Origin of the sequence: Mesorhizobium sp. WSM4307 (assembly GCF_007003945.1) — a bacterium.
Lineage (GTDB): Bacteria > Pseudomonadota > Alphaproteobacteria > Rhizobiales > Rhizobiaceae > Mesorhizobium.
In genome coordinates, this window is sequence record NZ_VFTB01000010.1 from 1 (window position 1) to 13,165 (window position 13,165).

A 13,165-nucleotide genomic window follows, 5' to 3' on the forward strand; every position below is an offset into this window, starting at 1 on the left:
TGACCGCTTGAAGCGCGCACTGTGTTTGGACATGCAAAACCCCCGAAGGTTGTGTCCAACTTTCGGGGGTCAGTTCACGAGGCCGGGTTTTTCGTGAACTTAAAGGCACAAGATCTCAGGCAGCTTCTTCCTGCTCGGCTTCCTCATTGTCGGCCTTGGCGCCGCGCTTAGGGCCCTTATTGAGGTTGACCTCGATCAGGCGCACGGCTTCGGTTTCCGACATGCGGTTGACGGCCGCGATCTCGCGGGCCATGCGGTCGAGTGCCGCCTCGTAAAGCTGACGCTCGGAATAGGACTGCTCCGGCTGGTTGTCGGCGCGGTAGAGGTCGCGCACGACTTCCGAGATGGAGATCAGGTCGCCGGAATTGATCTTGGCATCATATTCCTGGGCGCGGCGCGACCACATGGTGCGCTTGACGCGGGCGCGGCCCTGCACGACCTTCAACGCGCGCTCGACATAATCCTCTTCCGACAGCTTGCGCATGCCAATGGAGGTCGCCTTGGCGACCGGCACCTTCAGGCGCATCTTGTCCTTTTGGAAGTCGATGACGAACAGTTCCAGCTTATGGCCGGCCACTTCCTGCTCGTCGATCGACACGATCTGGCCAACGCCATGCGCCGGATAGACGATGTACTCGCCGGTCTTGAAACCGTGACGCGCACCAGTGGACTTCTTCTGCGGGGTGATCGTTGCCATTACGCCCTGAACTCCTTGTTATGGGCCGGCGGCGGTGCCGGCTGAACTCGTGCGACCGGAGAACCCGATCGTTAGCCGCACAACAGATGAACCCACCGGAAAGGTCGGGACCGGCAAACCGCACGAACTGCGACCGCCTGACCCCAGATCGCTCTGGTCCGGACTGGGATTTTCACCTTTCAGTGATTTGGGGCGTCTGCGCCATAAATCGACGTTGTGTCACCGGCATGTTTCGCTGATGTAGCACAAAAAGTCGGAAGAATCAAGGTTTTGCTGCGTAAGCGAAGGCCACAACCAATCGCCGCCTGTCAAGGCGGTTAATCCGATCTGCCTGTTACCCTGCGTCATACAAGCCTTTACGGCCGCATTGTCAATCGCCTTCGCCGGGCTCGGCGGAGAAGTATTTCTCGAACTTGCCGGCCTCGCCGTCGAAGGTCTTGGCGTCTGCCGGCGGCTCCTTCTTGGCGGTGATGTTGGGCCATTTCTCGGCATATTCGGTGTTGATCTGCAGCCATTTGTCGAGACCTGGCTCGGTGTCGGGCTTGATCGCGTCGGCCGGGCATTCGGGCTCGCAGACGCCGCAGTCGATGCACTCGTCGGGATGGATGACGAGCATGTTCTCGCCTTCATAGAAACAGTCGACCGGACAGACCTCGATGCAGTCCATATATTTGCACTTGATGCAATTGTCGGTCACGACATAGGTCATCGGTCGGCTCCGGGACGTCCCAGCTTAATGGGCCAGTTTTCTTGGGCTTTTTCCGTGAGGTAACGCCTTTGTCTCTCGCTTGCAAGGGTTGCCATGCGCGGCCGCCCCGGCGTTTGCGGAATGGAATTCCAGGCGGCAGGCGCGGCAAGGGCGGCTGATGTCCCGGGAGCATCTTGTTTGCCGGGTTCCGTTCTGCCCTGCGTCCGCCATTGCCCCGGGATCGCGGCCCGCGATCTGGCCGGCAAGCTTCAATCTTCGCCAAGCAGGCGGTCGGTCTGGCGGCGCTCTCTTTTGGTCGGACGGCCGCTGCCGGCCTCGCGCAGCGCCGGCATGGCGTCGGGAAGCGCCTCGCCCTTCGGTGTCGGCGGCGGCGACATATCCTCATAGAGGGTGCGGGCTTCCTCCGCGGGGCCGCGCCGGACACCAGCGCCAAGCACCTTCCAGACGAAAATGCGCCGGTCGAGCGTGATGGTCAGCACATCGCCCGGCTTGACCAGATCGGAGGCCTGCGCTGCTTTGTCGCGATTGATGCGCACGCGCCCGGCGACGACGAGCTTCGCCGCGAGCGAGCGCGATTTCACCGCGCGCGAGAAGAACAGCCATTTGTCGATGCGCTGGCGGCCTTCGGCAACCATCGGACCCTACCGAGCCTACTTCTTCAACTGGTCGCGCAAGGCGGCGAGCTTGGCGAACGGCGAATCCGGATCGAAGCGCACCGGACGTTCCTCGCGCGGCTTCGGCTGGAAAGCAGGCTTTGCGCCCCCCTTGCCGCGATCGGGACCGCCCTTGCCCTCGGGCCGGCCACCCTTCCAGTCGGGTCGGCCTTCGCGACGCTCGCCCTGCGGGCGGCCGTCACGGCGCTGTTCGCCTTCACCCTGTGGTTTGGGCTTGAACTTCGAACGGTCGAAGCGCGGCTTGCCGGCGCCATCGCGACGCCCCTCATGAGCGGGACGTTCGCCGGGCGCGCCGGTGGTTTGAGCAGCGACGGCCTCGGCCGGCGCATTGCCACGGCCGCGCGCTTGTCCGTTGCGCTGGCGGTTGTTGCGGCCTTCGTGATGGCGGGGGCGCTGTTCGAAACGGCCCTGGCGCCACAGCAGGATGGGCTTGGGCGCTTCGGCTTCGGCGATGGGCTCGCCGGTGGCCGCTTCGGCCACCACGGCAGGCTCGTCCGAAACCGCTTCCGTCGCCGGTGCAGCTTCGGAAACTGGCTCCACCGACGTCGCATCGACCGATGCGGCTCCCGCTTCCCGCGCGGCAACAGGTTCAGCAACCGCTTCGGCGACAGCGACCTCTGTAGCGGGTTCTTCCACGGCTTCGGCTGGAACTTCGGGTTGCGCTTCCGCGATCGGCTCCGCTATCGTTTCCGCGATGATCTCGGCGGGAGTTTCGAGCGCGGTCTCGGCAACAGCCGGTTCCGAACCCTCGACCGCCGCCTCCGCGGCCGCGTCCGTAGCTCCGGCTTCGGCTGCCTTGGCCTGCTCGGCGCGCGCGGCTTCTTCCGCCGCGAGTTTCGCGGCGGCAGCTTCCCGCGCGGCGGTGTCCTGCGCCTCGAGCCGTGCTTTGACCTCCGCCGCCGGCTTCGGCTCGGCGCGGTAGCCGAGGCCCTTGAGGATCTCTTCCATGTCGTCGGCGGTGGCACCGAGGATCGACATCATCGGCGGCGTCACCATGAAGGAATGGCCGTCATAGGCGCCGTCCGGGCGCTGGCCGAGGCCGGGCTTCCAGTTGGTTGCCGGTCGGATGAGGTCCGCCAGCCGCTCCAATATGTCGACGCGCACGGCGCGGCGGCCGAGATTGCGATAGCCGGCCAGCTTGTAGAAAGCCTTGTCGAAGGCAGGATCGATGACCACGGAGGTGCGGCCGGACGCCAGCGCGTGGACGACGTCGCCGAAACCAGGCTTGTCCTTGCCGTCGTTCTTCAGCGCCCACAGCAAGGTCACCAGCCCGGCGGGGGCCGGCTTGATCAGTGCCGGCACGAAGACATGGTAGGCGCCGAAGCGCACACCGAGCCGGCGAAGGGCCGCGCGGCCCTCCTGGTCAAGCGACTTCATCTCCTCGGCGATATCGCGGCGGTTGATGAGGCCGAAATTCTCGACCAGCTGGAAAGCGATGCCTCGGCCGATGCCGGAAATCTGCTCGGCGTTCTTCAGGTCGACCAGTGGCTTCAGCAGCGTTTCGATCTGGAAGTTGACGAAGCGTTCGGCGCGCGCGGCGACCTTGTCGCGTGCCGGGCCGGTCAGCTGTTCGTCGGCCAGCAGCACGAGGCGCGGCTTCAGCGCGTCTTCGCCGGAAACCAGCGTGCCGATCGGCGCGCCGATCCAGCGCAGCGTGCCGTCCGAGCCAAGCGCCAGGTCGCCATTGGCGCAGGCGCCGAAGCGTTCGGCGCGCGCCTCGAACTCGGCGGCCAGCGCCTTTTGCGCGGCCGTGCGCACGGCCTTGGCGTCTTCGCCGCCGGCGGTCTGGTCGGCGGTGAAGCGGAACCCTTGCAACTCGCCGACATGGTGGCCTTCGACAAGGACGGTTCCGGTAGGACTGATTTCGGCTTCAGGCATGGTATTTTCTCTAAGGCGCCGCATGAGGACGGAAGTCCTGCGGTCTACGAAGCGTTTCGTCAACCGCTCATGCAGCGCATCCGACAATCTGTCTTCGATTTCGCGCGTCTTTTCCTGCCAGTGTGCCTGATCGGCCAGCCAGCCGGGCCGGTTCGACACGAATGTCCAGGTGCGGATCTGGGCAATACGGTGCGACAGCGTGTCGATGTCGCCCTCGGTGGTGTCGGCGCGGCGCACCTGCTCGGCCATGTAGTTCTCGTCGACATGGCCATGACGGGCAAGGTCCATGTAGATGGAGGCGATCAGGTCGGCGTGCTGGGCAGGCGCGATCTTCCTGTAGTCGGGCAGTGCGCAGGCTTCCCACAGCAGCGCGACGCGCTTTGCATCGGTGGCGAGCGCGCGGATGTCATCGTCGCGGGAGAGATATTCGAGCGCCTGTGCGTCGACCGCCGGCAGGGCGCGCGTCAAGCCCTCGACCGGGGCGTTGGTCTCGATCGAGCGCTTGAGCGTATCGAGGCTGCCGAAGTCGAAATGCGCGGTGCGCCACTGCAGCACCTTGACCGGATCGAAGTCGTGGCCCTCGATCTTCTTGACCAGTTCTTCGTCGAGCGGGTCGACCTGGCCAGTGACGCCGAACGTGCCGTCGCGCAGATGTCGGCCGGCGCGGCCGGCGATCTGGCCAAGCTCGGCCGCCGTCAAGTTGCGGTACTGGTAGCCGTCGAATTTACGGTTCTGGGCGAAGGCGACATGGTCGAGATCGAGATTGAGACCCATGCCGATGGCGTCGGTGGCGACGAGATAGTCGACATCGCCGGACTGGAACAGCGCCACCTGGGCGTTGCGAGTGCGCGGCGATAGCGCGCCGAGCACGACGGCGGCACCGCCCTGCTGGCGGCGGATCAGCTCGGCGATGGCGTAGACCTCGTCGGCGGAAAAGGCGACGATCGCGGTACGGCGCGGCAAGCGGGTCAGTTTCTTCGAACCGGCATAGGCCAGATGCGACAGCCGCGGCCGCGTCACCACCGAGACGCCCTTCAGCAGGCGCTGCAGGATGCCGTGCATGGTGGCGGCACCCAGCAGCAGCGTCTCCTGGCGGCCGCGCAAATGCAGGATGCGGTCGGTGAAGATGTGGCCGCGCTCGAGGTCGCCGGCGAGCTGCACCTCGTCGATGGCGACGAAGGCGGCATCCGTCTCGCGCGGCATCGCCTCGACGGTGCAGACCGAATATTTGGCGCCCGGCGGCTGGATCTTCTCCTCGCCGGTGATCAGCGCGACCTTGTGTGCGCCGACCTTTTCGCAGACGCGTGTGTAGACTTCGCGGGCCAGCAGCCTGAGCGGCAGGCCGATGACGCCGGTTTCGTGCGCCACCATGCGCTCGATGGCGAGATGGGTCTTGCCGGTGTTGGTCGGCCCAAGCACGGCGGTCACGTCGCGGCCCGACAGGATCAGCGGCTCAGTGTGTTTCGGCTGGATGTTCATCGACCTGGAAATAAGGCTTTCTGGCCTCTGGTTGTCGGGAGCGTGCCTCAACTGGCGCGTATGACAGGCGACACATAGGGATTTCGGGCGCGAAGCGAAAGCGGAATGTTCCACCGGCGGCTCGAATGCAACTCTGTCTGGCGCTAAATTGGCTGCAGCTTAACTGATGGAACGAGTCTGGAACGAATCGGCGACGAATCGGCGACTCGCTCAGATTCAGCTTTTGTTCACGGCTACATATGGATTTTGTGAGCCCGAGTCTCACCACATGCTGAATCATCGAACTGGCCCGTTTTATGCTGGCGGGCCTTGTCCTTAACTTTTGCCGGCAAATGAACGAAGCATCTCGATGGCTGTCGCTCAACATTATGAAATTGTTAATCTTTCTGAATTTGTCGTTAATGAAACACGGCTGAATCCCGGGCATTAACGTTAACTTCCGCCCAAAGCCGGAACGAATCGGCGACAAATCAGCGCCGGCGGCATTTTCCCGGTTTGTTCCGTCAATATCTTGTGTTGTGAACAGCTTATCCACCGAGGATTCACAGCTTGCCCACAGGGTTCGCACAGGCGGCGCTGCCGCCATTAACCTTTGCGTGCCGGATTGGGCATTGCGCCGCAGCGGGGCGTCCTGGGCTCCAGGCATCCATTGAAAACGGACCGGTTTCCCGGTCCGTTCGTCGCGGGATGTGAGCCGCCGTCAGACGTCTCAGGCGAAGTACTGGCCGCCATTGGCGGTGATGGTCGAGCCGGTGATGAAGCCGGCATCCTGCGAGGCGAGGAAGACGACGCAGCGCGCGATCTCTTCCGGCTCGCCGAGCCGGCCGACAGGGATCTGCGGCAGGATGCGCTCGTTGAGCACCTTCTCGTCGATGGCCTTGACCATTTCGGTGGCGATGTAGCCGGGGCAGATGACGTTGACGGTGATGCCCGCGCGAGCACCCTCTTGGGCGAGCGCCTTCGAGAAGCCGATGTCGCCGGCCTTGGCGGCGGAATAATTGACCTGGCCGGCCTGGCCCTTCTGGCCGTTGATCGAGGAGATGGTGATGACGCGGCCGAATTTGCGCTCGCGCATGCCGTTCCACAGCGGATGCGTCATGTTGAAAACACCCGACAGGTTGGTGTCGATGACTTCTTTCCACTGGTCGCGGGTGATCTTGTGGAACATGGCATCGCGGGTGATGCCGGCGTTGTTGACCAGCACCGAGACCGGGCCGAGGTCGGCCTCGACCTGTTTGATGCCGGCGGCGCAAGCGTCATACTCGGCGACCGACCATTTGTAGACCGGAATGCCGGTCTCGGCCTTGAATTTCGCCGCCGCTTCGTCGTTGCCGGCGTAGTTCGCGGCAACCGAATAGCCTGCGGTCTTCAAAGCGATCGAGATCGCCGCGCCGATGCCGCGCGATCCGCCCGTGACGATTGCAACCTTGGTCATGCATTTCCCCTTTTTGATATCGCCCTGTTTTCGGGCTTGGCAGGCACTCGATATTGAACGGGCGGCTCGCGCCGCCCGGTCATCGTTTTCTCAGAGCGCTTCAACGCACATGGCGACGCCCATGCCGCCGCCGATGCACAGCGTCGCGAGGCCCTTCCTGGCGCCGCGGCGGCGCATCTCGTGGACCAGCGTGTTGAAGACGCGGGCGCCCGAGGCGCCGATCGGATGGCCGATGGCGATGGCGCCGCCATTGACGTTGACGATCGAGGGATCCCAGCCCATGCCCTTGTTGACGGCGCAGGCCTGCGCGGCAAATGCCTCGTTGGCCTCAACAAGGTCGAGATCGCCGACCGACCAGCCGGCCTTCTCCAAAGCCTTGCGCGAGGCGGGGATCGGGCCGGTGCCCATGATCGCCGGATCGACGCCGGCGGTTGCCCAGGACGCGATGCGCGCCAGCGGGGTGATGCCGCGCCTTGCGGCCTCCGCTTCGCTCATCAGCAGCGCGCCGGCCGCTCCGTCATTGATGCCGGAGGCGTTGGCGGCGGTCACCGTGCCGTCCTTGTCGAAGGCCGGCTTCAGCTTGGTCATAGCGTCAAGCGTGGCGCCGTGGCGGATGTATTCGTCCTGGTCGACAATGGTGTCGCCCTTCTTGCCCTTGATGGTGAAGGCGACGATTTCGTCCTTGAATTTGCCGGCCTTCTGCGCGGCCTCGGCCTTGTTCTGCGAGGCCAGCGCGAACTGGTCCTGATCGTCCCGGGTGATCTGGAACTGGCGGGCGACGTTTTCGGCGGTGTTGCCCATGTGGTAGCCGTTGAAAGCGTCCCACAGGCCGTCCTTGATCATGGTGTCGATCATCTTGTAGTCGCCCATCTTGACGCCGGCGCGCAGGTGCTCGGCGTGCGGCGACAGCGACATCGATTCCTGTCCGCCGGCAACGATCACCTTGGCGTCGCCGGTGGCGATCTGCTGCATGCCGAGCGCGATGGCGCGCAGGCCCGAGCCGCAAACCTGGTTGAGGCCCCAGGCAGTGGTCTCCTTGGGCAGGCCGGCAATGATCGAGGCCTGGCGGGCCGGGTTCTGGCCCTGGGCCGCGGTCAGCACCTGGCCGAGGATGACCTCGTCGACCTCGGCTGCCTCGACACCCGCGCGCGACAAAAGCTCCTTGATGACGACAGCACCGAGTTCATGCGCCGGCGTGGCCGCGAAAGCACCGTTGAAGGAGCCGACGGCCGTGCGCGCGGCACTGGCGACAACGATGGAATTGGCAGAGGACATTTTCTTCTCCAGACTTCGAGCTGTCGTGTTTTCAGGCATTGTTGGCAACTTTTCTTGCCCTTTCCATGACCCAAGTCAAACCGGAAATCGGCATGGCGCCCATGCACGCCAAGCAGGTCGCGCGCCGCCGCGCCGGCGGACTGGCCGCTGCTGCGCAGCATATTTCGCCTGCTATGCAGCATTATATGATCCCGCACTGCACAAACTGCTTGGAATTATGAGGCTTTTGCGCATATCCTCAAAAAGGGCGCAATCGTTACCGGCTGCTTACTCAGGCGTGCCGGTGTCCGGGGAGGATGCAGATGGCCGCAAAAGACGACCCGATCATTATCAAGAAATACGCCAATCGCCGCCTCTATAATACGGGGACGAGCACCTATGTGACGCTCGAGGATCTGGCCGACATGGTCAAGAAGGGCGAGGAGTTCACCGTCCAGGACGCCAAGACCGGCGACGACATCACGCATCCGGTGCTGACCCAGATCATTTTCGAGCTGGAGAACAAGGATGGGCAGAACATGCTGCCGATCCCGTTCCTGCGCCAGCTGATCGCCTTCTACGGCGACCAGATGCAGATGATAGTGCCGAGCTTCCTTGAACAGTCGATGATCGCCTTCTCCAAGGAGCAGGAGCGCTTTCGCGAGCAGATGAAGGGCGCCATCGGCAAGTCGCCGCTCGATGTGATGAAGATGGCCACGCCGATCAAGGCGCTGGAAGAGCAGACCCGCCGCAATATGGAAATGTTCCAGAACGCGATGCGGCTATTCACGCCTTTCCCGCCCGCGGGCTCGGCCCCGGCCGCGGCCCCCGCCGAACCGGTCAGGAAGGACGCACCGCCGGAGAAATCAGACGATCTGCAGCAGCTGAAGGACCAGATCGCGGCCATGCAGCGCAAGCTCGACACGATGTCGTGAGCCGGCAAGCCGGCAAGGCTTAGGCCAGATCCGGCTGTGCGTTGCCCATCGATCGTCGGGGCGCCGCAATTCCCACGTTTCGCAGGCGCCGACATTCGCCGCTCGAATGGACGGACGATATCAGTCGCGCCAGGCTTCGAGTTAGGATCATGACCGCAGAACACCAGGTTCCCTGCCCGAGGCGAAAGGAAGCTCTTCGTCCTGCCAGCCTGAAATGCCGCCGATCATGATCTTGACCGGCAGGCCGAGGCTGGCCAGTTTGAAGGCCGCCCGGTCCGCGCCATTGCAATGCGGCCCGGCGCAATAGACCACGAACAGCGTGCCTGCCGGCCACTCTGCCATCCGCTCGGCCGATATTTCGCGGTGCGGCAGGTGCAGTGCGCCCGGCACATGGCGGCGCTCATAGGCATCAGGCGAACCGACCACGTGCAAAAGCACGAAGTCCGGCTCTCCGCCGCGCATTGCCGCGGCAACGTCCGAACAGTCGGTCTCGACCGAAAGCCGGCGCAGGAAATGGTCGCGCGCAATCTCCGGCGAGGCCGCTGGAACGTCTGTCACATAGCTCATCAAGGATCTCCATCGCCGATGGAGCTGGCCTCCATCGTTTTCGGATGGAGCTTGTCTCCATCGCTGATGGAGTTGAGGTAGCGCACCGGGCCTGGCGATTGCAGCTGGCAGCTTTGCCATATATCGTCAAGATCATGCCAAACATGCCTCCTGCCAACCCACTGGTCGTTGCCGTCGCCTATGACGGGCTGTGCACGTTCGAGTTTGGCGTGGCGGCCGAGATGTTCGCCTTGCCCAGACCCGAGATGGGCGCGGATTGGTACCGTTTTGCCGTCGCCGGCATCGATGCGGGCGAAATGCGTGCGATGGGCGGCGTGCGCATCGTCGCCGATGGCGGACCCGATCTGATCGGTGAGGCCGGCACGGTGATCGTGCCGGGATGGCGCGGTGTGGACTGTCCGGTGCCGCCATTGCTGATCGAGGCGCTTCGCAAGGCCAGCGAGCGGGGCGCACGCATCCTGTCCATCTGCTCGGGAGTCTTCGTGCTGGCCGCGGCCGGCCTGCTGTCAGGCAAGAAGGCAACCACGCATTGGCGCTACAGCGACAGGCTGAGGGAGATGTATCCCGACATCACCGTGGTCCCTGACGTTTTGTACATCGATGAGGGAAACGTGCTGACATCGGCCGGCAGTGCTGCGGGCATCGACCTTTGCCTGCATCTGGTGCGGCGCGACTTCGGCACCAAGGCGGCCAATATGGTGGCACGCCGCCTGGTCGTGCCGCCGCATCGCGACGGCGGCCAGGCGCAATATGTCGAAAGTTCGGTTCCCGAGCCGCACGAACGCGGCCGGCTTGGACCGTTGATTGACAGAATGCGCGCGGATATTTCCGCCGACTACCCCGTTGCCACCCTGGCCAGTCTTGCCGGGATGAGCGAGCGGACATTTTTGCGCCGGTTCGCGGCCGCGACCGGTGTCACACCGGCGCGCTGGCTGCTTTCGGAGCGGCTTTCGCGGGCGCGCACTTTGCTGGAAGACACGAGCATGCCGATCGAGCGGATTGCCGAGACCGCCGGCTTTGGCGCGGCGGCGACGCTGCGGCATCATTTCCGCCGGCAATTCGCCACGACGCCCGCTGCGTACCGGGCGCGGTTCGGGACCAACTCCGCTTGACGGCTGACAAAGTTGAGCCCGGGTCGAAACCGCATCAGGCAAAACGCTGTCAGGGCAACAGCCCTTCATAGCGGCCGCGTGGCCTGATGATGCTGCCGCCCATGATCTGTTCGACCATATGGGCTGCCCAGCCGACGCTGCGCCCGAGCGCGAACAGATGGAACGGCGCATCGGGCGGCAGCCCGAGGCCGCGCGTCAGCACGGCCAGGGCAAAATCGATATTCGGCTGGGCGCCGGTCGCTGCGATGGCGGCGATCTCCAGCAACCGCAAGGTCTCATCGGTGTTGCCGATGGCTGCCAGGAGCGCCGTGGCCCGCGGATCGCCCTCGGGATAGAGTTGGTGGCCGAAGCCAGGCAGCGGCCGGTCGTGGCCGAGCCAGCGCCGGACCGCGGCGTCGGCGCCGTGCCGCGCCGCATCTTCAGCAAGCTGCATCACCGCTTCGCCGGCACCGCCATGGCGCGGACCGGAGAGTGTTGCCAGGCCCGCCAGCAGGCAAGCGGCGGGCGAGGCGCCGGTGGAGGCCGCGACGCGGGCCGTGAAGGTCGATGCATTCAGCTCGTGATCGGCGAGCAGCACAAGGGCGCGCCGGATCGCATCGGCGCCACCCTCATCGACCGACCAGCCCCGTGCCAATCGCCGGTGCACCGGATCCGGCCCCGCTTCGGCACCGAGGGCGCCGGCCAGCACGCCGATTGCGCGCGCGGCGTCGGCACATAGCGAGGCGGCGCTGCGTCCAAGCGAAGGCCGAGCCTGGCCGGCCAGCAAGGCAAGTTGCGCGAAGGCCGGGGCGCGGCCGGAGTGGCGTGGCGCATCCGGCAGCGGCGCTTCGAAGCGGACCGGTTCAGGCAGAGCCCAAAGCACAGCGGCGGTTTCTTCCAGCGTGGCATGGTCGGACAGCAGGGCGGCGTCCTGGCCCCGATAGATGAGGCGACCGTGCCAGACGGTCGAAATCGCCGTTGCGATCGACGGCTCGCCCCAGGCAATCGCGCTTTCGGCGATGGCCGAGGGGCTGCGTCCGCGCGCCCGGCGTGTTGCCAGCGCCGCGATGTCGTCGGCGCGATACTGGCTGCGGCGTGGATCGGCGCGGTCGGGACGCATGCCGATGCGCCCGCGGCTGACATAGGCATAGAGCGTCTGCGGCCTTACCCGCAGCCTGTCCAACGCCTCTTCCCGCGATAACCATTCCGACATTTTCGGCTCTGGTATTGATTCTATTGATCAAGATTGATGCTTGGGTTGACCAGCCTTATCTGCGATCGGGAAAAGCTTCAAGGAGACAAGGTCATGGCGAATGGGCTCGATGATGTGGTGGCGGCCGAAACCGTGATGTCCGACGTGGATGGTCTGGGAGGCCGACTGACGATCCGTGGTCATTCGCTGGCGGAACTGGCCGGACGATGGAACTTTCCGCAGGTCGTCCGGCTGTTGCTCGACGACTTCTTCGAGGATCTGCCTGGCGATACCGAACTGGCGGCGCAACTGGGCGAGGCGCGTGTCGAGGTGTTCGAGCGGACCCTTCCTTCGCTGTCGCTGCTGGCACCACTCGAAATCTACAGCGCCATGCGCGCCGGCATGGCTCTGCTGCCAGACGGCGAAACATTGGCGGACGCGCTGCGGCTGATCGCGGCGCCCGCCGTGCTGACGCCTGCCTTGCTGCGCCTGCAGCGCGGCGAGCAGCCAGTCGCGCCGGATGGCAAGGCCGGCCATGCCGCCGACATGTTGCGCATGCTCCGGGGTTCCGCTCCGTCGCCGGCATTGGCAAAAGCGCTCGACACCTATCTGGTGACCGTCTGCGACCACGGCCTCAACGCCTCGACCTTCGCCACGCGCGTCGTTGCTTCGACATTGGCCGGCCTGACCTCGTCGGTGCTGGCCGGGCTCGGCGCGCTCAAGGGGCCGCTGCATGGCGGCGCGCCCGGCCCGGTGATCGAGATGCTCGATGCGATCGAGGCACATGGCGACGCGGCCGGCTGGCTGCGCAACGAGATCGCGCATGGCAGGCGGATCATGGGGTTCGGCCATCGCATCTACCGTGTGCGCGATCCGCGCGCCGATGTGCTGAAAGCGGTCGTGCGACAGCTTGGCGGCGAGGGCGAGACCGGCCGCCGGCTGGCTTTCGCCGAGGAGGTCGAAAAGACGGCGCTCGAGGTGTTGCGGATCGCCAAGCCGCAGCGCTCGCTGCAGACCAATGTCGAATTCTACACCGCGCTGGTGCTCGAAGCGGCGGGTTTCCCGCCACAGGCCTTCAGCAATGTCTTCGCCGCCGGTCGCGTTGCCGGCTGGATCGCGCATGCGCGCGAGCAGCAGACGACCGGACGGCTGATCCGTCCGCAATCGCGTTATGTCGGCCCGGTGCCCGATTTGGTCGCCTAGGCATCCCTGACCTGAGGACACAGCCTCTCCGCTTCAAGCGGAGGGGCCTTT

The 13,165-nt window shown here is 64.9% G+C and carries 11 protein-coding genes; 3 read left to right on the forward strand and 8 right to left on the reverse strand.

Translation table 11 applies throughout. The features are described from left to right. Window positions 1-115 precede the first annotated feature (115 nt). The 6 genes from FJV83_RS23700 to FJV83_RS23725 all read right to left on the reverse strand — a co-directional run bounded on the left by FJV83_RS23700 (window position 116) and on the right by FJV83_RS23725 (window position 8,147). Window positions 116-697, reverse strand: a complete 582-nt coding sequence (locus tag FJV83_RS23700) for a CarD family transcriptional regulator (protein ID WP_010911999.1) — start codon at window positions 695-697, stop codon at window positions 116-118. 370 nt (window positions 698-1,067) lie between these two features. Continuing rightward, on the reverse strand, window positions 1,068-1,406 hold the full coding sequence (fdxA, locus tag FJV83_RS23705) for a ferredoxin FdxA (protein WP_008873823.1): 339 nt from the start codon (window positions 1,404-1,406) through the stop codon (window positions 1,068-1,070). 248 nt (window positions 1,407-1,654) lie between these two features. After that, entirely contained in the window at window positions 1,655-2,041 is a 387-nt protein-coding gene (locus FJV83_RS23710; RefSeq protein WP_095772078.1) for an RNA-binding S4 domain-containing protein, read from the reverse strand. A 15-nt stretch (window positions 2,042-2,056) separates the two neighbouring features. Beyond that, a complete protein-coding gene (locus FJV83_RS23715; RefSeq protein ID WP_142885756.1) occupies window positions 2,057-5,437 on the reverse strand; it encodes a helicase-related protein in 3,381 nt (1,126 codons plus the stop codon). A gap of 709 nt (window positions 5,438-6,146) precedes the next feature. Further along, window positions 6,147-6,872: an acetoacetyl-CoA reductase gene (gene phbB / locus FJV83_RS23720; RefSeq protein WP_095772080.1), complete on the reverse strand. Its 726-nt coding sequence runs from the start codon at window positions 6,870-6,872 to the stop codon at window positions 6,147-6,149. A gap of 90 nt (window positions 6,873-6,962) precedes the next feature. Then, window positions 6,963-8,147 (reverse strand): acetyl-CoA C-acetyltransferase, encoded by a 1,185-nt coding sequence (locus FJV83_RS23725; protein WP_142885755.1) that lies wholly within the window; start codon window positions 8,145-8,147, stop codon window positions 6,963-6,965. A 302-nt stretch (window positions 8,148-8,449) separates the two neighbouring features. Between FJV83_RS23725 and phaR the strand changes: the two genes are divergently transcribed. Beyond that, window positions 8,450-9,061: a polyhydroxyalkanoate synthesis repressor PhaR gene (gene phaR / locus FJV83_RS23730; RefSeq protein WP_095772082.1), complete on the forward strand. Its 612-nt coding sequence runs from the start codon at window positions 8,450-8,452 to the stop codon at window positions 9,059-9,061. A gap of 147 nt (window positions 9,062-9,208) precedes the next feature. On the opposite strand, the gene FJV83_RS23735 is transcribed toward phaR, so the two are convergent. Then, the gene (locus FJV83_RS23735; protein ID WP_095772083.1) at window positions 9,209-9,628 is read right to left on the reverse strand and encodes a rhodanese-like domain-containing protein; all 420 of its coding nucleotides are present in this window, start codon (window positions 9,626-9,628) and stop codon (window positions 9,209-9,211) included. A 134-nt stretch (window positions 9,629-9,762) separates the two neighbouring features. Between FJV83_RS23735 and ftrA the strand changes: the two genes are divergently transcribed. After that, window positions 9,763-10,740 (forward strand): transcriptional regulator FtrA, encoded by a 978-nt coding sequence (gene ftrA, locus FJV83_RS23740; RefSeq protein ID WP_095772336.1) that lies wholly within the window; start codon window positions 9,763-9,765, stop codon window positions 10,738-10,740. Window positions 10,741-10,789: 49 nt separating this feature from the next. Here ftrA and FJV83_RS23745 read toward each other — a convergent pair whose 3' ends face one another. Further along, the gene (locus tag FJV83_RS23745) at window positions 10,790-11,932 is read right to left on the reverse strand and encodes a citrate synthase (RefSeq protein WP_095772084.1); all 1,143 of its coding nucleotides are present in this window, start codon (window positions 11,930-11,932) and stop codon (window positions 10,790-10,792) included. Between the two features lie 93 nt (window positions 11,933-12,025). Here FJV83_RS23745 and FJV83_RS23750 point away from each other — a divergent pair, with 93 nt between their 5' ends. Then, on the forward strand, window positions 12,026-13,114 hold the full coding sequence (locus tag FJV83_RS23750; protein WP_142885754.1) for a citrate synthase/methylcitrate synthase: 1,089 nt from the start codon (window positions 12,026-12,028) through the stop codon (window positions 13,112-13,114). The last annotated feature ends 51 nt before the right edge of the window (window positions 13,115-13,165 follow it).

What these genes read in the sequence shown, in the direction of transcription:
- FJV83_RS23700 (WP_010911999.1), bottom strand. Translation starts at nt 697, where the DNA reads ATGGCAACGATCACCCCGCAGAAGAAGTCCACTGGTGCGCGTCACGGT.
- fdxA (WP_008873823.1), bottom strand. Translation starts at nt 1,406, where the DNA reads ATGACCTATGTCGTGACCGACAATTGCATCAAGTGCAAATATATGGAC.
- FJV83_RS23710 (WP_095772078.1), bottom strand. Translation starts at nt 2,041, where the DNA reads ATGGTTGCCGAAGGCCGCCAGCGCATCGACAAATGGCTGTTCTTCTCG.
- FJV83_RS23715 (WP_142885756.1), bottom strand. Translation starts at nt 5,437, where the DNA reads ATGAACATCCAGCCGAAACACACTGAGCCGCTGATCCTGTCGGGCCGC.
- phbB (WP_095772080.1), bottom strand. Translation starts at nt 6,872, where the DNA reads ATGACCAAGGTTGCAATCGTCACGGGCGGATCGCGCGGCATCGGCGCG.
- FJV83_RS23725 (WP_142885755.1), bottom strand. Translation starts at nt 8,147, where the DNA reads ATGTCCTCTGCCAATTCCATCGTTGTCGCCAGTGCCGCGCGCACGGCC.
- phaR (WP_095772082.1), top strand. Translation starts at nt 8,450, where the DNA reads ATGGCCGCAAAAGACGACCCGATCATTATCAAGAAATACGCCAATCGC.
- FJV83_RS23735 (WP_095772083.1), bottom strand. Translation starts at nt 9,628, where the DNA reads ATGAGCTATGTGACAGACGTTCCAGCGGCCTCGCCGGAGATTGCGCGC.
- ftrA (WP_095772336.1), top strand. Translation starts at nt 9,763, where the DNA reads ATGCCAAACATGCCTCCTGCCAACCCACTGGTCGTTGCCGTCGCCTAT.
- FJV83_RS23745 (WP_095772084.1), bottom strand. Translation starts at nt 11,932, where the DNA reads ATGTCGGAATGGTTATCGCGGGAAGAGGCGTTGGACAGGCTGCGGGTA.
- FJV83_RS23750 (WP_142885754.1), top strand. Translation starts at nt 12,026, where the DNA reads ATGGCGAATGGGCTCGATGATGTGGTGGCGGCCGAAACCGTGATGTCC.